Below are 24,989 nucleotides of genomic sequence, written 5' to 3'. Positions count from 1 at the left end.
CTCATAAGGTTTTACGCATGAACATCTTCCGCCGCCCGGACTACACGTCTGAAGTCACCCAGTTCATCGAGCAACTGAAGGCCAACAAGCCCACGCTGGAGGCCGAGCAGCGCCATGGCCGCGAATTGCTGTGGGACAAGGCGGTGGACCGCACCGCCTGGCGCGCCTACCGGGCCGCCCAGGTGCCGCAAAAACCCTACGTCTACCAGACCGACACGCACTGAGCCACACTGCGGCAGCGCCCCAGGCAAGCCCAGGCGCCGGCCCGCCAACTTTTCATTCCCAGCCCCCGATGACCGACATGGTGGACAGCGCCAGCCACGCGCAGCCAACCGAGGACGCCCCCGCACCTGCGATGCCCGACGTGGTGGACCAGGTGGCGCTGGCACGCCTGTATGGCGAGCCCTTGTTCGCCATGCCGCAGGATTTGTACATCCCGCCCGACGCGCTGGAGGTGTTCCTGGAGGCCTTCGAAGGTCCGCTGGACTTGCTGCTGTACCTGATACGCAAGCAGAACTTCAACATCCTGGACATCCCGATGGCCGGGTTGACGCGCCAGTACCTGGTTTATGTGGAAGAAATCCGCACGCGCAACCTGGAACTGGCGGCCGAATACCTGCTGATGGCGGCGATGCTGATCGAAATCAAGTCGCGCATGCTGCTGCCGCCGCGCAAGGTGGCGGAGGGCCAGGAAGCCGAAGACCCGCGCGCGGAACTGGTGCGCCGGCTGCTGGAATACGAGCAGATCAAGCTGGCAGCCGGCCGGCTGAACGCGCTGCCGCAATTCGGCCGTGACTTCCTGAAGGCCCAGGTGTTCATCGAGCAGTCGCTGCAGCCGCGCTTCCCCGACGTGCACATCGTCGACCTGCAGGAGGCCTGGCGCGACATCCTGAAGCGGGCCAGGCTGGTGCAGCACCACAAGATCACCCGCGAGGAACTGTCGGTGCGCGAGCACATGAGCCAGGTGCTGAAAAAATTGCAGGGCCGGCGCTTCGTCGGTTTCGAAGACCTGTTCAACCCGGCTGCCGGCACCCAGGTGCTGGTGGTGACCTTCATCGCGCTGCTGGAACTGGCCAAGGAGACCCTGGTCGAGATCACCCAGGCAGAAGCCTTTGCACCCATCTACGTGCGGCTGGCCTATACACCGGCCTAGCCCGCCTGGCCCTTCAAACTTCCGTGGCGGCGCCCCGCACACATCCCCGATGACCACTTCCCCCAACCTGGATTTCGACGTGCTCATTGTGGGCAGTGGCCTGGCGGGCCTGTCTGCCGCGCTGCGCCTGGCGCCCACCCACCGGGTGGCGGTGCTGACCAAGGGCGCCCTGAGCGACGGCTCCAGCGGCTGGGCCCAGGGCGGCATCGCGGCGGTGATGTCCGAGGGTGACAGTTTTGAGTCCCACGTGGACGACACGCTGGTGGCCGGTGCCGGCCTGTGCGATCTCAACGCCACCCGCTTCGTGGTCGAGCACGCGCCCGAATCCATCGCCTGGCTGCAGCAGTTGGGCGTGCCGTTTTCCCAGGAATCCGGCCAGCTGCACCTGACGCGCGAAGGCGGCCACAGCGCGCGGCGCATCGTGCACGTGACCGACGCCACCGGCGCGGCGGTGCAAAAGACACTGATCACCCAGGTGCGCGGCACCGCCAACGTGACGCTGTTCGAGCACCACACGCTGGTGGACCTGATCACCGCGCGCAAGCTGGGCCTGGCCAACGCCGGCCCCGGCGAGCCGGGCGACCGCTGCCTGGGCCTGTACGCGCTGGACCAAGCCAGCGACCAGGTGCTGACCTTCCGCGCGCCGCACACCATCCTGGCCACCGGCGGCGCCGGCAAGGTCTACCTGTACACCACCAACCCCGACACGGCCACGGGTGACGGCATCGCCGCCGCCTGGCGCGCCGGCTGCCGGGTGGAGAACATGGAGTTCATCCAGTTCCACCCGACCTGCCTGTACCACCCGCACGCCAAATCCTTCCTGATCACCGAGGCGGTGCGCGGCGAAGGCGGGCGGCTGCTGCTGCCCGACGGCAAGCGCTTCATGCCAGGGCACGACGCCCGTGGCGAGCTGGCACCGCGCGACGTGGTGGCCCGCGCCATCGACTTCGAGATGAAAAAGGGCGGGCTGGACTGCGTGTACCTGGACATCTCGCACCAGCCCAAGGCCTTCTTGCTGGAGCATTTCCCCAACATCTACGCCCGCTGCCTGGAGCTGGGCATCGACATGGCCAAGCAACCCATCCCCGTGGTGCCGGCCGCTCACTACACCTGCGGCGGCATCCAGACCGACCTGGCCGGCCGCACCGACCTGAGCGGCCTGTATGCCATTGGCGAGACCGCCTGCACCGGCCTGCATGGCGCCAACCGGCTGGCCAGCAACTCGCTGGTGGAGTGCATGGTGTTTGCCCAGGCGGCCGCCACAGCCATCACCCAGACCGACGCCACCGCACCGCCGCCGCTGCCGGCCTGGGACGTCAGCCGGGTGACCGACGCCGACGAGTCGGTGGTGATCTCGCACAACTGGGACGAGCTGCGCCGCTTCATGTGGGACTACGTGGGCATCGTGCGGACCAACAAGCGGCTGGAGCGCGCGGCCCACCGCATCGCGCTGCTGCAAGGTGAAATCCACGAGTTTTATACGAATTTTCACGTCACCCGCGACCTGCTGGAGTTGCGCAACCTGGTGCAGGTGGCCGATTTGATCGTCCGCAGCGCCCAGGCCCGCCACGAGAGCCGGGGCCTGCACTTCAGCCGCGACTACCCCGGCCTGCTGGAGCCGCCCCAGCCCACCGTGCTGGCGCCAGCGGGCTTCAGCCGCCGCGAGCGCCAACAGGCGCCGCAATAGCTGGTTAAACTCGCGCCAACTTCATTCCCGGGCCGGCCAGCCAACGCCCGTGCCGCCTGTTTTTTGCCAACCTCCGATGGGAGCCTGATGTGAGCCAAGCCACCCCCGCCATGGACCCCAACGCCGCCAGCCCCTATGGCACCCTGCCGCCGGGCGCCAAGCCGGCCCAACGCAAGCCCCTGAGCCTGCCGCGCCTGCTGGAAATGCGCACGCGCGGCGAGAAGATCGCCATGCTGACGGCGTATGACGCCACTTTCGCCGCCGTGGCCGACGCCGCCGGCGTGGAATGCATCCTGGTCGGCGATTCGCTGGGCATGGTGTGCCAGGGCCTGCCCAGCACCGTGGGCGTCAGCCTGGACACCATGTGCTACCACGTGGAAAGCGTGTCGCGCGGCCTGCACCGGGCACAGGGCACGGCCTGGCTGATCGGCGACCTGCCCTTTGGCACCTACCAGGAGAGCAAGGAGCAGGCGCTGCGCAACGCCTCGGCGCTGATGCAGGCCGGCGCCCACATGGTCAAGCTCGAGGGCGGCGGCTGGACGGCCGAGACCACGCGCTTTCTGGTGGAGCGCGGCATTCCCGTGTGTGCCCACCTGGGCCTGACGCCGCAGACAGTGCACGCGCTGGGCGGCTACCGGGTGCAGGGCCGATCCGAAGAGGCCGCCGCCACGCTGAAGCGCCATGCCAGGGAACTGGAAGACGCGGGCGCCGCGCTGCTGGTGCTGGAGATGGTGCCGGCCGCGCTGTCCACCGAAGTGACGCAGGAACTGCAGCGCTGCGCCACCATAGGCATAGGCGCCGGCAACGGCACCGCCGGCCAGGTGCTGGTGCTGCACGACATGCTGGGCGTGAACCTGGGCAAGATGCCCAAGTTCGTGCGCAACTTCATGCAGGAGGCCGGCGGCGTCAAGGAGGCCATGCAGGCCTATGTGGCCGCCGTGAAGAACGGCAGCTTCCCTGACAACGCCGCGCACGCCTGGTAAACCTGACCCGCCCTCACTGTTTCATGAAGATCGTTCACACCCTACCCGAACTGCGCGCAGCGCTGAAGCCCTACGAGCGCCGTGCCTTCGTGCCCACCATGGGCAACCTGCACGCTGGCCACCTGGCGCTGGTGCGCCAGGCCAAGCCGCTGGGCGACGTGACGGTGGCCAGCATCTTCGTCAACCGCCTGCAATTCCTGCCGCATGAGGACTTCGACACTTACCCGCGCACCCTGGAGGCAGATTGCGCCAAGCTGGAAAGCGCTGGTTGCGACGTGGTGTTCGCACCCTCGGAAAAAGAGCTGTATCCCGAGCCGCAGACCTTCAAGGTGGTGCCACCGACGGAGCTGGCCGACATTCTGGAAGGCCACTTCCGTCCCGGCTTCTTCACCGGCGTGTGCACGGTGGTGATGAAGCTGTTCCAGTGCGTGCAGCCCACGGTGGCCGTGTTCGGCCGCAAGGACTACCAGCAGCAGATGGTACTGCGCCGCATGGTGCAGCAGTTCGCCATGCCGATCGAGATCATCGCCGGCGACACGCAGCGCGCGCCCGATGGGTTGGCGCTGTCGTCACGCAACGGCTACCTCAGCGAGGCAGAGCGCCTTGAGGCCGTGCAGCTGTCGCTGGCCTTGAAGGCCATGGCGGAACAAATGCGGGCCGGCAACACGGACTACGCCGCGCTGGAAGCCCAGGCCATGGCCACGCTGACGGCGCGTGGCTGGCAACCGGACTACATGGTGGCGCGCCGTCGCCACGACCTGCAGGCGCCACACGCCAGCGATGCGCTGGTGGTGCTGGGCGCGGCGCGGCTGGGCAAGACGCGCTTGATTGACAACCTGGAGGTGTGAGCCGGCAGTGCCGACTTACATGCCAGTGTTCTCAGGCCGCGCCGATGTTCGGCACCAGGCTGCCCGGGTCCCGCCCACCCTTTTGCGCTGACGTGAAGGCCAGCATGCGGTCTATCGGCAGCTTGGCACGCTCGCCCAGCTTCGGGTCTACCTGGACTTCGTTGGTGCCCGTTTCCAGCACGTGGGCCAGGCCGGTCAGGCCGTTCATCGCCATCCAGGGGCAGTGCGCGCAGCTCTTGCAGGTGGCGCTGTTGCCGGCGGTGGGGGCCTCGTAGAACACCTTGCCGGGGTTCAGCGTGCGCAGTTTGTGCATCATGCCGTTGTCGGTGGCGACGATGAACTCTTTCGCATCCATCTCCTTGGCGGCCTTCAGGATGCCCGAGGTGGAGCCCACCGCGTCGGCCAACGCCACCACCGCTTCGGGCGACTCGGGGTGCACCAGCACCTTGGCCTGCGGGTGCTCTTTCATCAGCGCTTCCAGCTCAAAGCCCTTGAACTCGTCGTGCACGATGCAGGAGCCGCCCCACATCACCATATCGGCCCCGGTCTCGCGCTGGATGTAGCCGCCCAGGTGACGGTCCGGCGCCCACAGGATCTTGTGGCCCTTGTCTTTCAACGCGCGCACGATGTCCAGTGCACAACTGGACGTCACCAGCCAATCGGCCCGCGCCTTCACCTCGGCACTGGTGTTGGCGTAGACCACCACGGTGCGGTCCGGGTGGGCGTCGCAAAAGGCGCTGAACTCGTCAATCGGGCAGCCCAGGTCCAGCGAACAGGTGGCGTCCAGGTCGGGCATCAGCACGCGCTTGTGCGGCGACAGGATCTTCGACGTCTCGCCCATGAAGCGCACACCCGACACCACCAGCGTGGTGGCGGGGTGATCGCGGCCGAAGCGCGCCATCTCCAGCGAGTCGCTGACGATGCCGCCGGTTTCTTCGGCCAGGTCCTGCAGGTCCGGGTGCACGTAATAGTGCGACACCATCACGGCGTTCTTGTCCTTCAGCAACTGGCGTATCCGCGCCTTCAGCCGCTCGCGCTCTGCCGGGCCAGGCTCCACCGGCACACGGGCCCAGGCGTGCTTGGTGGCGCAGGTGGCACCCTCTTCAACCACAGGCACGCCAAGCCGCCGCAGCGGCTGCTCGTACTCAACGTCAATGACCGAAGCACTCATGCCGGTTGCTCCTGGAAACGCATGGAAAAGTCCACCGCCTTCACGTCCTTGGTCAGCGCACCGATGGAGATGCGGTCCACCCCGGTGGCGGCGATGCCGCGCACGGTATCCATGTTGACGCCGCCCGACACCTCCAGCACGGCGCGGCCGGCGTTGATGCGCACCGCTTCAAGCAGTTGCGCATTGCTCATGTTGTCCAGCAGCAGCATGCGGGCGCCTGCGCCCAGGGCCTCCTGCAGCTGTGCCAGCGTCTCGACCTCGATCTGCACAAATTTGGCGCTGGCTGCCACCTCGGCAGCGCGCTTGAGCACCGCAGTGACGCCGCCGGCTGCAGCAATGTGGTTCTCCTTGATCAGCACGGCGTCGTACAGGCCCAACCGGTGGTTGCCGCCGCCGCCGGCACGCACGGCGTACTTTTGCGCCAGGCGCAGGCCTGGCAGTGTCTTGCGGGTGTCGACGATCTGCGCGCGGTTGCCGGGCACGCTGTTCACCGCGTCCACATAGGCGGCGGTCTTGGTGGCCACGGCGCTCAGCAGTTGCAGGAAATTGAGTGCCGTGCGCTCCAACGTCAACAACGAGCGCGCCGGGCCGCTCAGTTGCAACACCACCTGGTCGGGCGCGCAGCGCTGGCCCTCCCCCACCAGCCAGGTGCAATGGATGGCCGGGTCCACCTGTTGCGCGGCAGCCTGCACCCAGGGGGCGCCGCAGATCACCGCCGCCTCGCGCGCCAACACGCGGGCCTGAACTTGCCGCGCCGGGTCCACCAGGCCGGCAGTCAGGTCACCGCCGCCCACGTCTTCACGCAGTGCGCGCGCGGCGTCCTCGGCGGCCAGTCGGGCCAGGGCCTCAGGGGAAAAATCACTGTCTGCTGTCATCATGGTGCCAATCGTAACGGCATCCTGTATTCCATAATTTCGCGGGTCTTTCACCCCTTTCCAAGCCCCATTCAGATCCGCCACACCATGACCGACGCTGCCGTGCCCGCCACCGCCCCCGACCCTGCCCGCCTGCGCCAGCTGGTGGAGCGGGGCTTTGCCCGCGCCGCCTTCGTGATGGACGTTGGCATCCGCCCGCTGGACTGTGGGCCGGGGTGGTGCGAAGCCGAGCTGGTGCTGGCGCCGCGCCACTTGCAGCACACCCAGGTGGCGCACGCGGGGGTGATCACCACGCTGGCCGACCACACGGCCGGCGCTGCCGCGCAAACGCTGGCCGCGCCGGGCGAGTATGTGCTGACGGTGGAATTCAAGCAGAACCTGTTGCGCCCCGCCAGCTTTGCCAACCAGGGCGAGCGCCTGCTGTGCCGCGCCACCGTGCTGAAGCCGGGACGCGCCTTCCACGTGGCTGAATCCGAGGTGTTCCTGGTGAAGGGCGAGGTGCGCACCCTGGTGGCCAAGATGACGGCCACGCTGGCCGTGGTGAAAGCATGACCGCGACAAATCGCGCTGCGCCGGCCGATCCGCAAATCCGCTTGATGACAGCGGCCGACTTTCCGTCCGTGCTGGCGCTGAATGCCGAGTCCGTGCATTTCCTCAGCCCCATGACACCCGGGCACCTGGCCCACCTGCATGCGCAGGCCGCCTATGCACGGGTGGTGCAGACGGGCGGTGCGGTGGCGGCCTTCCTGCTGGCGTTTCGCGAGGGGGCCGACTACGCCAGCCCCAACTACCAGTGGTTCGCCCAGCGCCACGCCCGCTTCCTGTACATCGACCGCGTGGTGGTCAGCGCCGCGCACCAGGGCCAGGGCCTGGGGCCGTTGCTGTACCACGACCTGTTCGCCTTTGCCCGGCAAAACGGCATGGGCGCCGTCAGCTGCGAATTCGACATTGACCCGCCCAATGAGGCTTCACGCCGCTTTCACCAGCGCTTCGGCTTTCAGCAAGTCGGTGAACAGTGGGTGGCGGGTGGCAAGAAGCAGGTGTCGCTGCAGCAGGCGCCGGTAGCACCGGCTGGCTGAACACACCCGACTCAGGCCTCGTGCCGGGCTTCCCGCCCCATCAGGGCGGCCAGCACCTGCTCGGGCCGCTGCTGGCCATCCAGCAGCGCCACCACGCCTTCGGCAATCGGCATTTCCACGCCCAGGCCACGCGCGCGCTGCACCACGGTGCGGGCGCAGTACACGCCCTCGGCCACATGGCCCAGCTCGGCCACCGCCTGCTGCAGGCTGCGGCCACGCGCCAGCGCCAGGCCCACCTGGCGGTTGCGCGAGAGGTCGCCCGTGGCGGTCAGCACCAGGTCGCCCAGGCCACTCAGCCCCATGAAGGTGTCGGGCTTGGCGCCCAGCGCCAGCCCCAGGCGCGTCATTTCAGCCAGACCGCGGGTGATCAGTGCAGCGCGGGCGTTCAGGCCCAGGGCCAGGCCATCGCACAGGCCGGTGGCGATGGCCAGCACGTTCTTGACGGCGCCGCCCACCTCCACCCCGGCAATGTCCTCGTTGGCGTAGACGCGCACGCTGGGGCTGTGAAACACCGCCACCAGCGCCTGGCGCACCTCGGCGTGGGCACTGGCGGCCACCAGCGCCGTGGGTTGGCCGCGCGCCACCTCCAGCGCAAAGCTGGGGCCGCTGAGCACACCAGCACGCAGGCCCGGCGCCACCTGGGCCTGGATTTCATGGGCCAACAAGCCACCAGCGTCACCCGCGCCAGTCACCGGCGGCTCAAAACCCTTGCACAGCCAAGCAACGGGCGCCTGGCTGTTGCTCAGCGCCTGCAACAGGCCGCGCAAGCCGGCCATGGGGGTGGCGATGATGACCAGCTCGTGGGCAGCCACCCACGCGGCCAACTCCGACACGGGCTGGCTGCTGATGGCCAGACTCGCAGGCAAAGAAATGCCCGGCAGGTACCGGGCATTTTCGTGCTGGGCTCGCATGGCCTGGGCCTGGGCCGCATCGCGCGCCCACAGGCTGACCTGGTGACCGGCGCCGTCGCGGGCCGCGGCCACCGCCAAGGCGGTGCCCCAGGCACCGGCGCCAAGAATGGCGATGTTCATCGCGTGTGGCGCGCCACGGCGACAGGCCGCGGACGCGCAGGCAGATGGGTTACTGCGTGACGGCGGCGGGCGCCTGGGCGGCGGCCATGGCCTGTTGCTGCTGCTCGTACATGGCCTGGAAGTTGATTTCGGCCAGGTGCACGGGCGGGAAACCGCCGCGCTGGATCAGGTCGGCCACATTGCCACGCAGGTAGGGGTAGACGATTTGCGGGCAGGCAATGCCCATCACCTGGCCCATCTGGTCTTCAGGCAGGTTGCGGATCTCAAAAATGCCGGCTTGCTTGGCTTCCACCAGGAACAGCGTCTTGTCGTTGACCTTGGTGTGCACGGTGGCGGTCACGGTCACCTCGAACATGCCTTCGCTGACCGGCTCGGCGCCAACGCCCAACTGGATGTCCACGGTGGGCTGTTGTTGTTCCAGCAGGATGCCGGGGGAATTGGGTTGCTCCAGCGACGACTCTTTCAGGTACAGGCGCTGGATCTGGAAAACGGGGTTTTGCTGCTCAGCCATGGAAATGCTCTCAAAAGGGATGAAAGCCGGCCAGGGCCGGCTTGATTGCTACGGAAACAAGACTAGGAAAAACCTAAGACTTGGGATTATCGCAGGTCTGGGCGGGCGCTTTGGCGCTTTTCAGCCACCCGCGAGCAGGTTGGTCAGGCCGCCACGGCTTTCCAGCGCCATCAGTTCATCGCAGCCGCCCACGTGCGTGGCGCCGATGAAGATTTGCGGCACGGTGCGCCGGCCGGTGATCTCCATCATCTTCATGCGCTCGGAAGGGTTCATGTCGACGCGGATCTCCTCGATCTGGTCCACCCCTTTGGCCTTCAGGATCTGCTTGGCACGTATGCAGTAAGGGCACACCGCCGTGGTGTACATGCGCACAGCCTGCATAGCAATCACGCCTTTTCCAGCGGCAGGTTGGCGGTTTTCCAGGCGTTCAGGCCGCCGGCCAGCGCCTGGGCGTTGTCGTAGCCCAGCTTCTTCACGATGGCCAACGCCCGGTTGGCACGCGCGCCGCTCTGGCACACCAGGATCAGCGGCAAGGCCTTGTTCTTCACCGTGGCGGGCAGGCGCTCTTCCAGTTCATTGAGCGGGATGTGCTTGGCACCGCCCACGTGGCCAGCAGCGAACTCGTCGGCCTCGCAAACATCCACCACCACCGCCTTTTCACGGTTGATCAGCAGCACCGCAGCGGCAGCGGTCAGGCCTGAGCCACCGCCCCGCAGGGCGGGCCAAAGCAGCATGCTGCCGGAGGACAGCGCAACCGCAAACAGCATCCAGTTGTCGAGGAAAAATTTCATGTCGCAAGTCCGATTCTCAAAGTGGGCGCCCACGTGACCGGTGCCCGGGGTGGCACCGTGTCAGGGTTTCCTGCATTTTAAGTGAGCGGGGGTACCACCGCTTTGCAGGCTGGTATTTGAGATCGTGCGCAGGGCCCCTTGTCGCCCCTCCGGGGCTGTTGCCGCAAATGGCTGGGGCTCAGGCTTTCAAGGCGGACCACACCGGACGAACCTCGATGGTTGCCGCACTGGCCATGGGGTGGGACGCCGCAACCTGGATCGCCTGCTTCTCGCTCGCACATTCGATCAGCTCATAAGCGCACATCTGTTCTTGCGAATTGCTGAATGGCCCTGGCGAAATTTGCTGTTTGCCGTTTCGAATTCTCACCGTGGTGGCGTCGCCCGCAGGTTTCAGGGGATTTCCCTGCACGCGGATCCCCTGTTCATCCATGTCCGAAGTCCACTTTTGTATGGCTTCAATCAGGGACGCTGAGGGCTGAAACACGTCGTCGTGCGCAATGATCAACAGGTAGTGCATGGTCAACAGGTGAAGGTATTGGAATGAACAGTCGTTTCGATTTCCACATACCAATTGGTATGTAGCCGAATTTGACCTCAGTTTCGTCAGGAAACCGAGCCCACCGCTCCCTTAGAATTCAGGCCCAAGTGCCGACCTTTTTGGCCGTCCACCCCCGATCGCCCGCAACCGGGCGGCCAGTTCAACCTGCCACGCCGCACCCCCATGCACAAGCTTGTCCTGATACGCCACGGCGAATCCACCTGGAACCTGGAAAACCGCTTCACCGGTTGGACCGACGTCGACCTGACCGCCACCGGCATCGAGCAGGCCAAGAACGCCGGCCGCCTGCTGCGCCAGGAGGGCTACGAGTTCGACGTCGCCTACACCAGCGTGCTCAAGCGCGCCACCCGCACGCTGTGGCACTGCCTGGACGAGATGGACCGCACCTGGCTGCCGGTGATGCACAGCTGGCGCCTGAACGAGCGCCACTATGGCGCTCTGCAGGGCCTGAACAAGGCCGAAACGGCCAAACAGTATGGCGACGCTCAGGTGCTGGTCTGGCGCCGCAGCTACGACACGCCGCCGCCAGCGCTGGAACCGGGTGACCCGCGCAGCGAGCGTGGCGACATCCGCTACGCCAGGCTGCAGCCAGACCAGATCCCGCTGACCGAATGCCTGAAGGACACGGTGGCGCGGGTGCTGCCGTTCTGGAACGAGTCGCTGGCGCCAGCCATCAAGGCCGGCAAGCGGCTGGTCGTCGCCGCCCATGGCAACTCCATACGCGCCATGGTCAAGTACCTGGACAACATCTCGGACGACGACATCGTGGGCCTGAACATCCCCAATGGCATCCCGCTGGTCTACGAACTGGACGACCAGCTCAAGCCGTTGCGCCATTACTACCTGGGCGACGCCGAAGCCGCCGCCAAGGCCGCCGCCGCCGTGGCGGCCCAGGGCAAGGCCTGACGCGGCGCCGGGGTATTGCGGCTGTTGCGTGTGTCGCCTGCGTAAAACTACCGCTTTTGGTAGATTTTGCGTGCAGACTGGCGGAACATGCCGCCGACGGATGAGCCTCATAGGCGTACAAGGTGTATATTGGACCGGCAACGGTGCGACGGCGAAGGAAGATGCGTATGGGCCAGAAATTGAGAATCGGTGGTTGGATTGCGGCCGGCGTGATTGCCGGCGCGCTGACCACGGTGTCGCTGCAAACCGTCGCGCGCGGCAGCCAGGCGCCCCTGCCGCTGGAAGAGCTGCAGCAGCTGGCGGCGGTGTTCGGCATGGTCAAGAGCGACTATGTGGAACCGGTGGACGAGAAGAAGCTGATCTCCGACGCCATCTCCGGCATGGTGGCCAGCCTGGACCCGCACTCGCAATACCTGGACAAGAAGACCTACCGCGAATTCCGCGAAAGCACCACCGGCCGCTTCATCGGCGTGGGCATAGAGATCACACAGGAAGACGGGCTGGTGAAGATCGTCTCGCCCATCGAGGGCTCGCCCGCCTTTCGCGCCGGCCTGAAGCCCAATGACCTGATCACCAAGATCGACGACACCCCCGTCAAGGGTCTGAGTGTCAACGACGCCGTCAAGCGCATGAAGGGCGAGCCCAACACCAAGGTGGTGCTGACCATCCTGCGCAAGGACGAGAACCGCAGCTTCCCGGTGACCATCGTGCGTGAAGAGATCAAGACACAGTCGGTGCGCGCCAAGATGGTGGAGCCCGGCTACGCCTGGATACGCCTGAGCCAGTTCCAGGAACCCACGGTGGACGATTTCGTGCGCAAGACGGACGAGCTGTTCAAGCAGGACCCGAAGCTCAAGGGCCTGGTGCTGGACTTGCGCAACGACCCCGGCGGCCTGCTGGACGCGGCGGTGGCCGTGTCGGCCGCCTTCCTGCCCGAGAACGTGACGGTGGTCTCCACCAACGGCCAGTTGGCCGAGAGCAAGTTCACCTACAAGGCGGCGCCCGAGTTCTACCAGCGGCGCGGCAACGGCGACCCGCTGCGCAAGCTGCCGGCGGCGCTGAAAACCATCCCGCTGGTGGTGCTGGTCAATGAGGGCTCGGCCTCGGCCAGCGAGATCGTGGCCGGCGCGCTGCAGGACCACAAGCGTGCCATTGTCATGGGCAACCAGACCTTCGGCAAGGGCTCGGTGCAAACGGTGCGCCCGCTGGGCCCCGACACCGGCTTGAAGATCACCACCGCGCGCTACTACACGCCCAACGGCAACTCCATCCAGGCCAAGGGCATCGTGCCCGATGTGCTGGTGGACGAAACCGCCGAGGGCAATGTGTTCGCCGGCCTGTACACGCACGAATCCGACCTCGAGAAACACCTGGCCAACACCCAGCAAAGCGAAGAGAAGAAGGACCAGGTGCGCGAAAAGGCGCGCGAGGAAGCCCGCCGCAAGCTGGAGGAAGAGGCCCGCAAGTCCCCCGCCGACCGCCGCCTGCCCGAGTTTGGCAGCGACAAGGATTTCCAGCTCGCGCAGGCGCTGAACCAGCTCAAGGGCCGTCCCATCATGGTCAGCAAGACGCTGGTGGAGCGCAAGGACGAGGTGAAGGAAAACTGAGCCTGCAAGTGCTCTTGGCGCTCTGCGGCGCGCAGCGGCCCGCCTCCCCATGACCGACGACCAGCTGCTGCGCTACTCCCGGCACATCCTGCTGGACGAATGGGGCATTGAAGGCCAGGAGCGGGTGCTGCGCGCGCATGCGCTGGTGGTGGGTGCAGGCGGCCTGGGCTCCCCCGCGGCGCTGTACCTTGGCGCCGCCGGCGTGGCCAGGCTGACGCTGATGGACCCGGACGAAGTCGACCTGACCAACCTGCAACGCCAGATTGCCCATACGCTGGCGCGCGTGGGCCAGCCCAAAGTGCTGTCGGCCCAGGCCGCCGTGGCGGCCATCAACCCCGAGGTGCAGGTGCATGCGGTGGCAGCGCGCGCCGATGCCGCGCTGCTGGACCGCCTGGTGCCCGAGGCCGATGTGGTGCTGGACTGCAGCGACAACTTCGCCACCCGTCAGGCCATCAATGCAGCCTGCGTCAAACACAACAAGCCCCTGGTCTGCGGTGCCGCGATACGGCTGGATGGCCAGGTGACGGTGGTGGACCCGCGCGACCCCGCGTCGCCCTGCTACGCCTGCCTGTTCCCGCCTGACGCCAGTTTTGAAGAAACCCAATGCGCCACGTTGGGCGTGCTGGCGCCGCTGGTGGGCATCATCGGCGCCATCCAGGCGGCCGAGGCGCTGAAGCTGCTGGCCGGGGTGGGCACCTCGCTGGCCGGGCAACTGCTGATGCTGGACGCGCGCAGCATGGCTTGGGAGCGCATCCGGGTGGCGCGGCAACCCGGCTGCCCGGTGTGCGGCCACGCGCATGGATCGCGTGGACAATAGCGCCCTGTGAACCGTCAGGCACTCGAGCGCTTTTTCCCTTTCCTGGCCTGGCCGCGGCCCGACCGCGCCACGCTGGTGGGCGAATGGTGGGCCGGCCTGACGGTGGGGCTGATGCTGATCCCGCAGGCCGTGGCCTACGCCGCGCTGGCCGGCATGCCGCTGATCACCGGCATCTACGCCGCACTGCTGCCCGCCCTGGTGGCGGTGCTGTGGAGCTCGTCCACGCGGCTGGGCGTCGGCCCCACGGCGCTGACCTCGCTGCTGATAGGTACGTCGCTGACCGGGCTGGCCGAGCCTGGCAGCGCCCAGTGGGTGGCCCTGGCTGTGTGGCTGGCCTTGCTGTCGGGCGCATTGCAGATGCTGCTGGGGCTGGCCCGCTTTGGCTGGTTGCTGAACCTGGTCAGCTCGCCCGTCCTGAGCGGCTTCACCCAGGCCGCCGCCATCCTGATCCTGCTGTCGCAACTGCCAGCCTTGCTGGGCCTGCAGGGCAGCCTGGCCCAGCTGCTGGAACCCGCCAGCATCAACCTGACGGCGGCGGCTTTTGGCTTGGGCAGCCTGCTGGTGCTGACCTTGGGCAAGCGCTGGTTGTCGCGCCTGCCTGTGGCGGTGGTGGTGGTGGTGGCGAGCGCGGCTTTGAGCGCCTGGCTGGGTTTTGCCAAAGCGGGTGGCGCTGTGGTGGGCGCCTTGCCGGCCGGCCTGCCCAACCTCTACCTGCCGCCCTGGCCGTCCTGGCACACCTTGGGCCAGCTGCTGCTGCCGGCCATGGTGGTGACGCTGATCAGCTTCCTGGAGACAGCCTCCAGCGCCAAGGTGGAAAACCAGCTTGAGGGCCGGCTGTGGAACGAAAACCAGGACCTGATTGGCCAGGGCCTGGCCAAGCTGGCGGCGGCCTTCAGCGGCAGCTTTCCCATCAGCGCTTCGTTCTCGCGCTCGGCCATCAACCTGTATGCCGGGGCACGCACCGGCTGGGCCACCATCGTCGCGGTGCTGCTGGTGCTGGTGGTGGTGCTGTGGGGCACGCCCGTGCTGTACCACGTGCCGCAGTCGGTGCTGGCGGCGGTGGTGGTGGCGGCGGTGGCCAGCCTGGTCAACCCCCGAGCGCTGCTGCGCTTGTGGCAGATATCGCGCGTGGAAGGGCTGACCGGTGGCGTCACCTTCGCGCTGACGCTGGCCACCGCGCCGCGCCTGTACTGGGGTGTGCTGGCTGGCCTGCTGATGAGCATGTTCCACTACCTGTACACGCACCTGCATCCGCGCATCATCGAGGTCGGCCTGCATCCCGACGGCAGCCTGCGCGACCGCCACCTGTGGCATCTGCCGCCGCTGGCACCGCACCTGTATGCGCTGCGCATGGACGCCGAGCTGGATTTCGCCTCCGGCCGCAGCCTGGAGCGCGCCATCGTCGAGCACCTGGCGGCACACCCCGAGGTGCGCCATGTGTGCCTGCTGGCCCAGCCCATCAACCGCATTGACGTCACCGGCACGGAAATCTTCCAGCAGTTGCGCTCCACCTTGCGCGTGCTGGAGGTGACGCTGCACATCAGCGGCATCAAGCTGCCGGTGGAAACCATGCTGCGGCGCGCCGGCGCGCTGGAGCCAGGACCGCTGCTCAAAATGTACCGCACCGACGCCGAGGCCTTGCAGGCGCTGGCCAGGCTGTCCGACAACCTGGCCGAAGCCGAACCGCAAGTGCCCTAAAAGCAAGGCGATCCAGGCGGAATTTCAGGTCTAGCGCGCAGTGATGCTGGTAGACTCGATTCGTAGAATTTGAACGCCTCGTGACCACCACCACCGCGCCCTCCGCCATCGCGTTTGACGAGCTCAAGCTGGACGATGCGCGCGCGTTGCTGGAGCATGCCGCACTGCAGGCGCTGCCCTCGCCGCAGGACGACCCGCTGGCCCATGTGCAGGGGCTGATCGACGGCCTGTGCGAGCTGTCGCTGCGCGACCCCCTGACCGGGCTGGCCAACCGACGCCACTTCCGCGCGGTGCTGGAAAAGGAAATCGACGTCGTGGCACGTTCGGGCGAGTCTGCGCTGCTGCTGATGCTGGACATCGACCATTTCAAGAAGATCAACGACACCCACGGCCACCACGCCGGCGACATGGTGCTGCAGGTCGTGGCCAAGACGCTGGACGCCTGCATACGCCCCATGGACACGGTGGCGCGCTACGGCGGCGAGGAATTCGCCATCGTGCTGCCGGTGTGCCCGGTGTCCTTCGGCGAGACCATTGCCGAGCGCATACGCGCCACGGTGGAGGCGATGTCCATCGCGGTGTCGCCGCAGTTGAACATCAACGTCACCATCAGCATAGGCGGCGCCTACGCGCCCGAGTGGGTGCGCTCCACCACCGGCCTGTGGACCGAGCGCGCCGATGTGCAGCTGTACCGCGCCAAGGCCGAAGGGCGCAACCGCGTGTGCCTGGACCAGCAGCAGGTGATTGCCGTCAGCGCGGAGGAAAAGAGCTTGTTGTTTGGCCATCTGTCCCAGAACGGCGAGCCGGTCTGGGCGGACAACGTGGCCACTGACGCGTCGACCAGCACGACGCAGAGGGCGAACTGACCATGAGCGATGTGCTGAACCCCCCACAACCCGAACCTGCCAGCCTGCCGCTGAAGCCGCTGGGCAAGGTGCTGGCCATCACCAGCGGCAAGGGCGGCGTGGGCAAGACCTTTGTGTCGGCCAACCTGGCCTGCGCGCTGGCCAAGCGCGGCCTGCGCGTGCTGGTGCTGGACGCCGATCTCGGCCTGGCCAATCTGGACGTGGTGCTGAACCTGTACCCCAAGGTGACGCTGCACGATGTCTTCACCGGCAAGGCCTCGATGGAAGAAGCCATCATCAAGGCACCGGGCGGCTTCTCGGTGTTGCTGGCCGGCTCCGGCATGGTGGAGTATTCACGCCTGACGCCCGAGGTGCGCGACGACTTTTTGCGCATCATGTCCGGCCTGGTGCCCAACTACGACGTGGTGCTGCTGGACACCGGCGCCGGCATTTCCGATGTGGTGCTGTTTGCCGTCTCGCTGGCTTCCGAGGTGCTGGTGGTGGCCACGCCCGAGCCCACCTCGCTGACCGATGCCTACGCCACCATCAAGGTGCTGGTCGGCCAGCAAAAGCGCCAGACCATACGCATGGTGGTCAACCAGACCGCCCGCCTGGGTGATGGCCGCGCCATCACCACGCAGTTGCAACAGGTGCTGGACCGCTTTGTCACCACCGACCCGGGCCGCCCGGTGAAGCTGGTGCACGTGGGCGACATCCCGGCCGACCCGGCCGTACGCCAGGCGGTGATGCGCCGCCAGCTGCTGATGCAAAACACCCCCGGTTGCCCGGCCGGCATGGCGATCTCGCAGCTGGCGCTGAAGCTGGAAGACACGGTGATTTCAAAGATCAGCTGACATTGCGTGTCAGCCTCCCGGCTCAAGCGCTGACGATCCAGCCCTCCAACGGATCTACCTTCTCCGGCAACCCGTACCGCGGCGCCCCCTGCTGCGCGGCCCAGGCCGCTTGCACCAGGCACAGCACCGCATCCAGCATGTCGCCACGGGCGTCGTCAACCAATGCATCGCGCTGTGCGTGGGTCAGCTTCAAGCGCAGGCCCAACCGGGTCTGGCCATGCTCCAGCGCCGTCACCAGGTCCTTGCGGGCGATCAGGCGCTCGGGGGTCTGCTTGGCCTTGTCGTCGCTCTTGTAGCTGCGCGTGCCCAGGATTTCGCGTGCCAGCAGGCCAGGGTAGGCTTCCAAAGCCACGCGGCGGCGCTGGCCTTGCGCGTCCACATCGGCAGGGTTGCCTTCGTGCAAGCCGGGCAACAGCACGCCGGCCCCCAGCAGCAGGGGCACGGCAGCATGCAGCATGTAGGCCACCGGCGGGTTGACCCACTTCATGGAGGGGCTGGAGCGCGCCGGCCCATCGGTGGCGCGGTGCGCAAACTTGGCCCCCACAGGGCGGGCGTCGCAAAAGGCAGCGAAGGTGTCGCGTATTTCGGCGCGCGTCAAGCCGGCGTAGTGTCGAATGCAGGCCTGCCAGTCGGTGGGCCAACCCAGCGCCTGCACCAGTTCACGCGGCAGGCCGAACGGAAAGTCGAAGCCGCCCAGCCAGGCGCCAGGCGCTTGAAGCCAGGCGGCAAACTCCGGCAAGGTCGCCAAGTGCTGCAGCCGCGTGAGCTGTACGCGTCCCGCCACCTGTTGGCCAAAGGCCAGCACGATGGGTTTGGCGCGCGTGGGGCTGCTGGAGAAGTCGCAGCCCACCAGAATGGGGTGGTGCATGGCCCCATTATTCACGTGCGTTGTGGCACTGGGGAGGCCCTAGTGTGCTGTTCCGCAAATACCTGCGCAGGAAATCGCGCCTTTGGGGCCATGGCGGCGTTGCAAATCCTCTCGATACCTACAGGTATCGATGCGGTTTGCGCCTTGCCCTGGCCCCAAATGCATCGATTTCCTTTTGCGCAGTTATTTACGGGACAGCACACTAGCCCAGGGCCAGCGCGACCACGCCACCGCCTATGCAGGTGGCGCCCGCAAAGCGCAACAGGCGGTCGCCTTCGCCCAGCAGACGTCCGCCCAATAAGGCAGCAAACAGCATGGACACCTCGCGCGCCGGCGCCACATGGGACAGCGGCGCCAGCCGGATGGCGTACAGCACCATCACGTAAGACACCGGGCTGATGATGCCCACCAGCAGCGCATACTTCCACTGCTGGCGCCACAGCAGCACAGTCTGGGCGCGGTCGCGCAGCACCATGGGCAGCAGCAGCGGCAGGCGAAACAGGTTGCCCAGGTAGTCCACCAGAATGGGCGACATCAGCAGCACCTTGACCGCATAGCCATCCACCACGGTGTAGCTGGCGATGAAGGCGCCGGTCAGCAGGCCATACAGCATGCCCTTGCGTATCTGCCTGGCCTTCGCCGGATCGTGCGCGGCGCGGAACAGCGCCGGACCGCCCGCCACCAGGAACACGCCGAACACCACGCCGGCAATGCCCAGCACCCCCAGCGCACTGATCTGCTCTCCCAGGAACAACACCGCCGCCAGCGCGGCCAGCAGCGGGCCGCTGCCGCGTGCCAGCGGGTAAACCACGGTCAGGTCGGCCTTGCGGTAGCCGCGCAGCAGCACGATGAAGTACAGCAGGTGCAGCACAGCCGTCAGCATGATGAAGCACCACTCGGTCAGGCCCCAGGCGGGCACCTGTTGCCAGGCCAGCCAAAAGCCCAGCGGCGCCCACACCACCATCATCACCATGCCGGTGAAAAATGCAAAGCGGGCGTCACCGCCCGCTTTCTTGGCCGCGATGTTCCAGCTTGCGTGGATCAGCCCGGCGACGAGGACCAGTGCAAGCGCTTGGAGCGGCATTCCGTTCTGTTTAAGCTCTACCGATGATGGAGGCAGTGGCCATCAACTCTTCGAGCAGCGCAAACGACACCTTGCCCGACACCGAATACGGGTCCAGCTCGGGCTTTTCGGAATACTTCAGCAGGATGGAGGTGTTCAGCTTGGACAGGTTGACCTGCCCCATGGTCCAGCCGCCGAAGCGCCGCTCGGTGATTTCCTCATAGTCCAGCAGCACCACGTCCTTGTGGCGGGCGTCGCGCTGGATGTGGCCATACAGGTCGCTGACCGCCATGCGCCCGCCTTCAATGGCCTGCAAAAAGATGCCACTGCCATAGCACAGGATGCCGGTGATGCCGCAGGTCGGGTTGAAGTGGCGCGACTGCGTCAGGATGGCCTCGATGGCTTCGGGACTGGTGTCCACCACGCGGCTGGCATAGAGCAAACGTACCAACATGGCATCAGCCTTTCTTGGGAATCAACGACAGGAATTCGCGCCGCAAGTTGGGGTCTTTCAGGAACACCCCGCGCATCACGGAATTGATCATCTTGCTGTCCATGTCCTTGACGCCGCGCCAGGCCATGCAGTAGTGGCTGGCCTCCATCACGATCGCCAGGCCATCGGGCTGGGTTTTTTCCTGGATCAGGTCGGCCAGCTGCACCACCGCCTCTTCCTGGATTTGCGGCCGTCCCATCACCCACTCGGCCAGCCGCGCGTACTTGGACAGACCGATGACGTTGGTGTGTTCGTTGGGCATCACCCCTATCCAGATCTTGCCGATGACCGGGCAGAAATGGTGCGAGCAGGCGCTGCGCACCGTGATGGGCCCGACGATCATCAGCTCGTTCAAATGCTCGGCGTTGGGGAACTCGGTGATGGTGGGCGCCTTCACGTAGCGGCCGTTGAACACCTCGTTGAGGTACATCTTGGCGACCCGGCGCGCGGTGTTGCTGGTGTTGTGGTCGTGCTCGGTGTCGATGACCATGCTGTCCAGCACGCCCTGCATCTTGCCGGCCACCTCGTCCAGCAGTTTTTCCATTTCGCCGGGCTGCACAAACTGGGCGATGTTGTCGTTGGCGTTGAAGCGTTTGCGCGCGGCCTTGACGCGCTCGCGTATCTTCACGGAAACGGGCGTGCCCTCGTCGGTCTCGCTGGGGTTCATGGCGCTCGTGGGATTCGGTGACATCCTGTGAATGTTACCAGTCCACGGGTTTTGGGGTTATTCGCGCCTTGGGCCTGCCTGCACCGGCGTGCCAGCCGATTGCTATCGAATCAATAGCGCCGGCCCATCAAGAACAACACCGTGCGCATGACCCCGAAGGCCAGCTGGTCCAGCCCCCGCTGGTGCCAGGGCCGCTTGGCGCGGTAAGCCACGTCCACCAGCTGCCCCTGGTGCAGCATGGCATGCTCCAGATGGCCGCGCAATTCGGCGGCAAAGCCCGGGTCGTCCACCACCACATTGGCCTCGCGCGCCAACAGCAGGCTTAAGGGATCCAGGTTGGAGGAACCCACGGTGGCCCAGCGGCCGTCGATCACCGCCACCTTGGCGTGCAGGAAGCTGGGTGAATACTCGTGGATCTCCACCCCGGCGGCCAGCAGTGCGTCGTAGACCGGGCGGGCGCCGTGGTACTGCATGAAGTACTCGTAACGCCCCTGCAGCAGCAGGCGCACCCTGACCCCCCGCCGGGCGGCATGGATCAGGCCGCGGCGCAGCTTGTGGCCCGGCAGGAAATAGGCGTTGGCAATGATGATCTCCGAGCGCGCCGCGCTGATGGCCTGGCGGTAGGCGCGCTCTATGCTGTCACGGTTCAGCAGGTTGTCGCGCAGCAGCAGCTGGGCGCGCACCTTGCCACTGCCAGCCGCCCCCGCATCGTCTGACGTCGGCTGGGGCGACGGCTCGGTGCCGTCGCCCCCTGGGCTGCCCCGGCGCAGCACGCGCCGGCGCAGGGCCTGGAAGGCCGCGCGCACGCGCTCGGCCCGGTGCGCACCACCGGCCTTGCGCCACCACAGGCTGGTCATGGCCTCGTGCACCCGCGCCACCAGCGGCCCTTGGGCGCGCACGGCAAAGTCGAAGCGCGGCGCGGGCAGGCGGCCGTAGACGGGATCGAACCCATCGTCCAGCAGGTTGATGCCGCCGCAAAAGGCCACTTCGCCGTCCACCACGCACAGCTTCCTGTGCATGCGGCGCCAGCGGCTGGGCACCAGCAGGCCCAACCAGCCCAACGGCCTGAAGATCTGCCAGCGCACGCCCGCGGCGATGAACTGTGCCCGCCGCGCTTCGGTCAACCGTGGCGTGCCGACGCCGTCCACCACCAGATAGACCCGCACCCCGCGCTGGGCGCAGCGCACCAGGGCATCGGCCACCCGGGCGGCACCGTCGTCGTCGTGGAAGATGTAGGTCTCCAGCCGCACCTCGTGGCGGGCGGCGTCCAAGGCCTGCAGCATGGCGGCAAACAGCTGGTCGCCGCCGCACAGCAGCTCCACCTGGTGGCCTGAGCGCAGTGGCAGCATGCGGCTCAGGGGTGGGGCGAGTCCGGCAAGCCGAATTCGGCGATCAGCGGCAGGTGGTCGGACATGCGCCACCAGATGCGCCCGCGCGGCACATGCACGCCGAGCGGCGTCAGGCCCCGCGCAAACACGTGGTCCAGCTGCGCCATGGGCAGCCGGGCCGGGAAGGTGGGGTGGCGGCTGGACGCAGCAGCCTGCATGCCCATGGCCTTGAAGCTGGTCTGCACCAGCGCGCCCCAGTCGTTGAAGTCGCCCGCCACCAGCAGCAGCGCGTCCGCCGGCACCTCGCGCTCAATGAAGCCGCGCAACTGGTCCAACTGGCGCACCCGGCTGGCCTTGATCAGCCCCAGGTGGGCCACGATGACGTGCACGTTGTGCCCATGCACGGCCAGCTCCACATGCAGCAGGCCACGCTGCTCGAAGCGGTGGTCCGACATGTCCTCGTGCTGGTGGGTGTTGACTGGCCAGCGCGACAACAGCGCGTTGCCGTGTTCGCCGTGCTTGGTGACGGCATTGGTCCGGTACACCGCTTCGTAGCCCTCGGGCGCCAGGAACTCGGCCTGCGGCATGTCGGGCCAGCGCGAGAAATACTGCTCCTCGCCACGGTGCCCCTTGCGCACCTCCTGCAGGCAGACGATGTCGGCATCCAGCTGTTCCACCGCATGGCCCAGGTTGTGGATCTCCAGCCGGCGACGCGGCCCCAGGCCCTGCACCCCTTTGTGGATGTTGTAGGTTGCAACCCGCAAGGTATTCATGCGATGAGACCCCCTTGCGCCAGGCGCGGCAGCAGCAAACAGGCCTCGGCATTGGATGGCGAAAAGCAGGCTTCAGCCGCCTCCAGGCAGGGCAGCCATTGGTAGTCACTGTGCTCGCGCGGGCTCAAACGCACCGGCGTGCCCACAGGCACGCACAGGCCGAACAGGTGCTCGGTGTTGCGCGTCACGCCAGGTGCATAGCGGTGCGCCCAACGGGGGTAGATGTCGTAAACGTTTTCCAGGCCCCAGTCGTGCAGTCCGGCTTCCAGTGCCGAGCCGGGGCCGCAATGGATGCCGGTTTCCTCCATGACCTCGCGCACGGCGGTGTCGCGGAAGTCCTCGTCCTCATGGTCCTTGGCTCCGGTGACCGACTGCCAGAACACCTCGCCCGGCTGGGTGTCGACACGGCGCAGCAACAGCACATCGAGCGCCGGTGTGTAGATCACCACCAACACGGATTGCGGAATCTTGAACGGTTTGGACGGCTGCATGGACAAATGAAAAGGGCGCCTTGCCGGCGCCCTTTCATTCTGCCTGAAGCGGCCGCGTCACGCGGTAGGAGCAGACGCCGTTTTGTGCGCGTCGGGGTTGCGCAGCTTGATGTGCAGCTCGCGCAACTGCTTCTCGTCCACCGGGCTGGGGGCCTGCGTCAACAGGCACTGGGCGCGCTGGGTCTTGGGGAAGGCGATGACGTCGCGGATCGACTCGGCGCCGGTCATCAGCGTGACGATGCGGTCCAGGCCAAAAGCCAGGCCGCCGTGCGGCGGTGCACCGTATTGCAGCGCGTCCAGCAGGAAGCCGAACTTCAGCTGCGCCTCTTCCGGAGTGATCTTCAGCGCGTCGAACACCTTCTGCTGCACGTCGGCGCGGTGGATACGGACCGAGCCGCCACCCATTTCCCAGCCATTGAGCACCATGTCGTAGCCCTTGGAGATGCACTTCTCGGGCGCCGTCACCATCCAGTCCTCATGCCCGTCCTTGGGCGCGGTGAACGGGTGGTGGGTGGCGGTGTAGCGCTGGGCTTCCTCGTCGTACTCGAACATCGGGAAGTCCACCACCCACATCGGGCGCCAGCCCTTCTCGAACAGGCCGTTCTTCTTGCCGAACTCGCTGTGGCCGATCTTGATGCGCAAGGCGCCGATGGCATCGTTGACGATCTTGGCCTTGTCGGCGCCGAAGAAAATCAGGTCGCCGTCCTGCGCGCCGGTGCGCGCCAGCACTTCGGCGATGGCCTTGTCGTGGATGTTCTTGACGATGGGCGACTGCAGGCCGTCACGGCCCTTAGCCAACTCGTTGACCTTGATGTAGGCCAGGCCCTTGGCGCCGTAGATCTTGACGAACTCGGTGTAGCCGTCGATTTCGCCGCGGGAGAGGCCGCCGGTTTCGCGTGCGCCACCGGGCACGCGCAGGGCCACCACGCGGCCGTTCTTCATGTTGGCGGCGCCGGAGAAGACCTTGAAGTCGACGTCGGTCATGACGTCGGTCATTTCGGTGAATTCCAGCTTGACGCGCAGGTCCGGCTTGTCCGAGCCATAGCGGTGCATGGCTTCGGAGAACGCCATCACCGGGAACTCGCCCAGGTCCACGTTGATGGTGTTCTTGAACACCGTGGTGATCATGCCCTGGAACATGTCGCGGATTTCCTCTTCCGACAGGAACGAGGTTTCGATATCGATTTGCGTGAATTCCGGCTGGCGGTCGGCGCGCAGGTCTTCGTCGCGGAAGCACTTGACGATCTGGTAGTAGCGGTCAAAGCCCGCCACCATCAACAGCTGCTTGAACAGCTGGGGCGACTGCGGCAGCGCGAAGAACATGCCGTCGTGCACGCGGCTGGGCACCAGGTAGTCGCGCGCGCCCTCGGGCGTGGACTTGGTCAGCATCGGCGTCTCGATGTCGATGAAGCCGTTGGCGTCCAGGAACTTGCGCACCTCCATGGCCACCCGGTAGCGCAACATCAGGTTGTTCTGCATGTAGGGGCGACGCAGGTCCAGCACGCGGTGCGTCAGGCGCGTGGTTTCGCTGAGGTTGTCATCGTCGAGCTGGAACGGCGGCGTCACCGACGGGTTCAGCACCGTCAGCTCATGGCACAGCACTTCGATCTTGCCGCTCTTCAGGCCGTCGTTGACGGTTCCCTCGGGGCGTGCGCGCACCAGGCCCTTGATCTGCACGCAGAATTCGTTGCGCAGGCCTTCGGCCACCTTGAACATGTCGGCACGGTCGGGGTCGCACACCACCTGCACATAGCCTTCGCGGTCGCGCAGGTCGACAAAGATCACGCCGCCATGGTCACGCCGGCGGTTCACCCAGCCGCACAGGGAAACGGTTTGGCCCATCAGGGCTTCGGTCACCAGACCGCAATAGTGGGAACGCATGGCCATAGCT

General features: G+C 66.5%; 28 protein-coding genes. 13 read left to right on the top strand and 15 right to left on the bottom strand.

All coding sequences use genetic code 11. The features are described 5' to 3' along the window. Nucleotides 1-17 precede the first annotated feature (17 nt). From AC1DX2_RS16505 to panC, 5 genes are all read left to right on the top strand, one after another. Nucleotides 18-224, top strand: coding sequence for a DUF3460 family protein (locus tag AC1DX2_RS16505; RefSeq protein WP_477197440.1), 207 nt, complete (start codon nucleotides 18-20; stop codon nucleotides 222-224). Nucleotides 225-301: 77 nt separating this feature from the next. Then, a complete protein-coding gene (locus AC1DX2_RS16500) occupies nucleotides 302-1,153 on the top strand; it encodes a segregation and condensation protein A (protein WP_477197712.1) in 852 nt (283 codons plus the stop codon). Between the two features lie 49 nt (nucleotides 1,154-1,202). Further along, nucleotides 1,203-2,840: an L-aspartate oxidase gene (nadB, locus tag AC1DX2_RS16495; RefSeq protein ID WP_477197439.1), complete on the top strand. Its 1,638-nt coding sequence runs from the start codon at nucleotides 1,203-1,205 to the stop codon at nucleotides 2,838-2,840. Nucleotides 2,841-2,950: 110 nt separating this feature from the next. Further along, on the top strand, nucleotides 2,951-3,823 hold the full coding sequence (gene panB / locus AC1DX2_RS16490) for a 3-methyl-2-oxobutanoate hydroxymethyltransferase (protein ID WP_477197711.1): 873 nt from the start codon (nucleotides 2,951-2,953) through the stop codon (nucleotides 3,821-3,823). 23 nt (nucleotides 3,824-3,846) lie between these two features. Further along, nucleotides 3,847-4,671 carry a pantoate--beta-alanine ligase gene (gene panC / locus AC1DX2_RS16485; RefSeq protein WP_477197438.1) on the top strand — a complete coding sequence of 275 codons (825 nt, stop codon included), beginning with the start codon at nucleotides 3,847-3,849 and terminating at the stop codon, nucleotides 4,669-4,671. 31 nt (nucleotides 4,672-4,702) lie between these two features. Here panC and nadA read toward each other — a convergent pair whose 3' ends face one another. Together nadA and nadC are read right to left on the bottom strand one after the other, a co-directional pair. After that, the gene (gene nadA / locus AC1DX2_RS16480) at nucleotides 4,703-5,842 is read right to left on the bottom strand and encodes a quinolinate synthase NadA (RefSeq protein ID WP_477197437.1); all 1,140 of its coding nucleotides are present in this window, start codon (nucleotides 5,840-5,842) and stop codon (nucleotides 4,703-4,705) included. Then, complete coding sequence (gene nadC, locus AC1DX2_RS16475; protein WP_477197710.1) at nucleotides 5,839-6,717, bottom strand: carboxylating nicotinate-nucleotide diphosphorylase; 879 nt, start codon at nucleotides 6,715-6,717, stop codon at nucleotides 5,839-5,841. The genes nadA and nadC overlap by 4 nt, the downstream gene beginning before the upstream one ends. Before the next feature lie 87 nt (nucleotides 6,718-6,804). Between nadC and AC1DX2_RS16470 the strand changes: the two genes are divergently transcribed. Then, complete coding sequence (locus AC1DX2_RS16470; protein ID WP_477197436.1) at nucleotides 6,805-7,269, top strand: PaaI family thioesterase; 465 nt, start codon at nucleotides 6,805-6,807, stop codon at nucleotides 7,267-7,269. Next, the gene (locus AC1DX2_RS16465; protein WP_477197435.1) at nucleotides 7,266-7,796 is read left to right on the top strand and encodes a GNAT family N-acetyltransferase; all 531 of its coding nucleotides are present in this window, start codon (nucleotides 7,266-7,268) and stop codon (nucleotides 7,794-7,796) included. Before AC1DX2_RS16470 ends, AC1DX2_RS16465 begins: the two co-directional genes overlap by 4 nt. Before the next feature lie 11 nt (nucleotides 7,797-7,807). On the opposite strand, the gene AC1DX2_RS16460 is transcribed toward AC1DX2_RS16465, so the two are convergent. From AC1DX2_RS16460 to AC1DX2_RS16440, 5 genes are all read right to left on the bottom strand, one after another. After that, a complete protein-coding gene (locus AC1DX2_RS16460; protein ID WP_477197434.1) occupies nucleotides 7,808-8,827 on the bottom strand; it encodes an NAD(P)H-dependent glycerol-3-phosphate dehydrogenase in 1,020 nt (339 codons plus the stop codon). A gap of 49 nt (nucleotides 8,828-8,876) precedes the next feature. After that, entirely contained in the window at nucleotides 8,877-9,338 is a 462-nt protein-coding gene (gene secB / locus AC1DX2_RS16455; RefSeq protein WP_477197433.1) for a protein-export chaperone SecB, read from the bottom strand. 120 nt (nucleotides 9,339-9,458) lie between these two features. Beyond that, a complete protein-coding gene (gene grxC, locus AC1DX2_RS16450; RefSeq protein ID WP_477197709.1) occupies nucleotides 9,459-9,719 on the bottom strand; it encodes a glutaredoxin 3 in 261 nt (86 codons plus the stop codon). Between the two features lie 5 nt (nucleotides 9,720-9,724). Then, the gene (locus AC1DX2_RS16445) at nucleotides 9,725-10,129 is read right to left on the bottom strand and encodes a rhodanese-like domain-containing protein (RefSeq protein ID WP_477197432.1); all 405 of its coding nucleotides are present in this window, start codon (nucleotides 10,127-10,129) and stop codon (nucleotides 9,725-9,727) included. Between the two features lie 178 nt (nucleotides 10,130-10,307). Then, nucleotides 10,308-10,646, bottom strand: coding sequence for a YciI family protein (locus AC1DX2_RS16440; RefSeq protein WP_477197431.1), 339 nt, complete (start codon nucleotides 10,644-10,646; stop codon nucleotides 10,308-10,310). Nucleotides 10,647-10,850: 204 nt separating this feature from the next. Between AC1DX2_RS16440 and gpmA the strand changes: the two genes are divergently transcribed. From gpmA to AC1DX2_RS16410, 6 genes are all read left to right on the top strand, one after another. Continuing rightward, a complete protein-coding gene (gene gpmA / locus AC1DX2_RS16435) occupies nucleotides 10,851-11,594 on the top strand; it encodes a 2,3-diphosphoglycerate-dependent phosphoglycerate mutase (RefSeq protein WP_477197430.1) in 744 nt (247 codons plus the stop codon). A 167-nt stretch (nucleotides 11,595-11,761) separates the two neighbouring features. Then, nucleotides 11,762-13,201 (top strand): S41 family peptidase, encoded by a 1,440-nt coding sequence (locus tag AC1DX2_RS16430; protein WP_477197429.1) that lies wholly within the window; start codon nucleotides 11,762-11,764, stop codon nucleotides 13,199-13,201. 49 nt (nucleotides 13,202-13,250) lie between these two features. Further along, on the top strand, nucleotides 13,251-14,018 hold the full coding sequence (locus tag AC1DX2_RS16425) for a HesA/MoeB/ThiF family protein (RefSeq protein ID WP_477197428.1): 768 nt from the start codon (nucleotides 13,251-13,253) through the stop codon (nucleotides 14,016-14,018). A 6-nt stretch (nucleotides 14,019-14,024) separates the two neighbouring features. After that, nucleotides 14,025-15,716, top strand: coding sequence for a SulP family inorganic anion transporter (locus AC1DX2_RS16420; RefSeq protein WP_477197427.1), 1,692 nt, complete (start codon nucleotides 14,025-14,027; stop codon nucleotides 15,714-15,716). A gap of 80 nt (nucleotides 15,717-15,796) precedes the next feature. Continuing rightward, nucleotides 15,797-16,582 (top strand): GGDEF domain-containing protein, encoded by a 786-nt coding sequence (locus AC1DX2_RS16415; RefSeq protein WP_477197426.1) that lies wholly within the window; start codon nucleotides 15,797-15,799, stop codon nucleotides 16,580-16,582. A gap of 2 nt (nucleotides 16,583-16,584) precedes the next feature. Further along, nucleotides 16,585-17,415: a MinD/ParA family protein gene (locus AC1DX2_RS16410; RefSeq protein WP_477197425.1), complete on the top strand. Its 831-nt coding sequence runs from the start codon at nucleotides 16,585-16,587 to the stop codon at nucleotides 17,413-17,415. A gap of 22 nt (nucleotides 17,416-17,437) precedes the next feature. Here the strand turns inward: AC1DX2_RS16410 and AC1DX2_RS16405 are convergent, their stop codons facing one another. The 8 genes from AC1DX2_RS16405 to aspS form a co-directional block, all read right to left on the bottom strand. After that, the gene (locus AC1DX2_RS16405; protein WP_477197424.1) at nucleotides 17,438-18,283 is read right to left on the bottom strand and encodes a DUF429 domain-containing protein; all 846 of its coding nucleotides are present in this window, start codon (nucleotides 18,281-18,283) and stop codon (nucleotides 17,438-17,440) included. A 202-nt stretch (nucleotides 18,284-18,485) separates the two neighbouring features. After that, complete coding sequence (locus tag AC1DX2_RS16400) at nucleotides 18,486-19,367, bottom strand: SMR family transporter (protein ID WP_477197423.1); 882 nt, start codon at nucleotides 19,365-19,367, stop codon at nucleotides 18,486-18,488. A gap of 10 nt (nucleotides 19,368-19,377) precedes the next feature. Continuing rightward, on the bottom strand, nucleotides 19,378-19,800 hold the full coding sequence (locus AC1DX2_RS16395; protein WP_477197422.1) for a BLUF domain-containing protein: 423 nt from the start codon (nucleotides 19,798-19,800) through the stop codon (nucleotides 19,378-19,380). Nucleotides 19,801-19,804: 4 nt separating this feature from the next. Further along, nucleotides 19,805-20,506 carry a GTP cyclohydrolase I gene (gene folE, locus AC1DX2_RS16390; RefSeq protein ID WP_477197421.1) on the bottom strand — a complete coding sequence of 234 codons (702 nt, stop codon included), beginning with the start codon at nucleotides 20,504-20,506 and terminating at the stop codon, nucleotides 19,805-19,807. A 110-nt stretch (nucleotides 20,507-20,616) separates the two neighbouring features. Next, a complete protein-coding gene (clsB, locus tag AC1DX2_RS16385) occupies nucleotides 20,617-21,855 on the bottom strand; it encodes a cardiolipin synthase ClsB (protein ID WP_477197420.1) in 1,239 nt (412 codons plus the stop codon). A 5-nt stretch (nucleotides 21,856-21,860) separates the two neighbouring features. Continuing rightward, a complete protein-coding gene (locus AC1DX2_RS16380) occupies nucleotides 21,861-22,607 on the bottom strand; it encodes an endonuclease/exonuclease/phosphatase family protein (RefSeq protein WP_477197419.1) in 747 nt (248 codons plus the stop codon). After that, nucleotides 22,604-23,098, bottom strand: a complete 495-nt coding sequence (gene nudB, locus AC1DX2_RS16375) for a dihydroneopterin triphosphate diphosphatase (protein ID WP_477197418.1) — start codon at nucleotides 23,096-23,098, stop codon at nucleotides 22,604-22,606. The genes AC1DX2_RS16380 and nudB overlap by 4 nt, the downstream gene beginning before the upstream one ends. Nucleotides 23,099-23,155: 57 nt before the next feature. After that, entirely contained in the window at nucleotides 23,156-24,985 is a 1,830-nt protein-coding gene (gene aspS, locus AC1DX2_RS16370) for an aspartate--tRNA ligase (protein WP_477197417.1), read from the bottom strand. Nucleotides 24,986-24,989: the final 4 nt, after the last annotated feature.

This window comes from Hylemonella sp. P2_B10, assembly GCF_056404875.1.
This window is presented reverse-complemented; position numbering and strand designations above follow the sequence as displayed.

Bases quoted from the DNA above. Each gene is read 5' to 3' on its own strand.
- AC1DX2_RS16505 (WP_477197440.1), top strand. From the start codon at position 18: ATGAACATCTTCCGCCGCCCGGACTACACGTCTGAAGTCACCCAGTTC.
- AC1DX2_RS16500 (WP_477197712.1), top strand. From the start codon at position 302: ATGGTGGACAGCGCCAGCCACGCGCAGCCAACCGAGGACGCCCCCGCA.
- nadB (WP_477197439.1), top strand. From the start codon at position 1,203: ATGACCACTTCCCCCAACCTGGATTTCGACGTGCTCATTGTGGGCAGT.
- panB (WP_477197711.1), top strand. From the start codon at position 2,951: ATGGACCCCAACGCCGCCAGCCCCTATGGCACCCTGCCGCCGGGCGCC.
- panC (WP_477197438.1), top strand. From the start codon at position 3,847: ATGAAGATCGTTCACACCCTACCCGAACTGCGCGCAGCGCTGAAGCCC.
- nadA (WP_477197437.1), bottom strand. From the start codon at position 5,842: ATGAGTGCTTCGGTCATTGACGTTGAGTACGAGCAGCCGCTGCGGCGG.
- nadC (WP_477197710.1), bottom strand. From the start codon at position 6,717: ATGACAGCAGACAGTGATTTTTCCCCTGAGGCCCTGGCCCGACTGGCC.
- AC1DX2_RS16470 (WP_477197436.1), top strand. From the start codon at position 6,805: ATGACCGACGCTGCCGTGCCCGCCACCGCCCCCGACCCTGCCCGCCTG.
- AC1DX2_RS16465 (WP_477197435.1), top strand. From the start codon at position 7,266: ATGACCGCGACAAATCGCGCTGCGCCGGCCGATCCGCAAATCCGCTTG.
- AC1DX2_RS16460 (WP_477197434.1), bottom strand. From the start codon at position 8,827: ATGAACATCGCCATTCTTGGCGCCGGTGCCTGGGGCACCGCCTTGGCG.
- secB (WP_477197433.1), bottom strand. From the start codon at position 9,338: ATGGCTGAGCAGCAAAACCCCGTTTTCCAGATCCAGCGCCTGTACCTG.
- grxC (WP_477197709.1), bottom strand. From the start codon at position 9,719: ATGCAGGCTGTGCGCATGTACACCACGGCGGTGTGCCCTTACTGCATA.
- AC1DX2_RS16445 (WP_477197432.1), bottom strand. From the start codon at position 10,129: ATGAAATTTTTCCTCGACAACTGGATGCTGTTTGCGGTTGCGCTGTCC.
- AC1DX2_RS16440 (WP_477197431.1), bottom strand. From the start codon at position 10,646: ATGCACTACCTGTTGATCATTGCGCACGACGACGTGTTTCAGCCCTCA.
- gpmA (WP_477197430.1), top strand. From the start codon at position 10,851: ATGCACAAGCTTGTCCTGATACGCCACGGCGAATCCACCTGGAACCTG.
- AC1DX2_RS16430 (WP_477197429.1), top strand. From the start codon at position 11,762: ATGGGCCAGAAATTGAGAATCGGTGGTTGGATTGCGGCCGGCGTGATT.
- AC1DX2_RS16425 (WP_477197428.1), top strand. From the start codon at position 13,251: ATGACCGACGACCAGCTGCTGCGCTACTCCCGGCACATCCTGCTGGAC.
- AC1DX2_RS16410 (WP_477197425.1), top strand. From the start codon at position 16,585: ATGAGCGATGTGCTGAACCCCCCACAACCCGAACCTGCCAGCCTGCCG.
- AC1DX2_RS16405 (WP_477197424.1), bottom strand. From the start codon at position 18,283: ATGCACCACCCCATTCTGGTGGGCTGCGACTTCTCCAGCAGCCCCACG.
- AC1DX2_RS16400 (WP_477197423.1), bottom strand. From the start codon at position 19,367: ATGCCGCTCCAAGCGCTTGCACTGGTCCTCGTCGCCGGGCTGATCCAC.
- AC1DX2_RS16395 (WP_477197422.1), bottom strand. From the start codon at position 19,800: ATGTTGGTACGTTTGCTCTATGCCAGCCGCGTGGTGGACACCAGTCCC.
- folE (WP_477197421.1), bottom strand. From the start codon at position 20,506: ATGAACCCCAGCGAGACCGACGAGGGCACGCCCGTTTCCGTGAAGATA.
- clsB (WP_477197420.1), bottom strand. From the start codon at position 21,855: ATGCTGCCACTGCGCTCAGGCCACCAGGTGGAGCTGCTGTGCGGCGGC.
- AC1DX2_RS16380 (WP_477197419.1), bottom strand. From the start codon at position 22,607: ATGAATACCTTGCGGGTTGCAACCTACAACATCCACAAAGGGGTGCAG.
- nudB (WP_477197418.1), bottom strand. From the start codon at position 23,098: ATGCAGCCGTCCAAACCGTTCAAGATTCCGCAATCCGTGTTGGTGGTG.
- aspS (WP_477197417.1), bottom strand. From the start codon at position 24,985: ATGGCCATGCGTTCCCACTATTGCGGTCTGGTGACCGAAGCCCTGATG.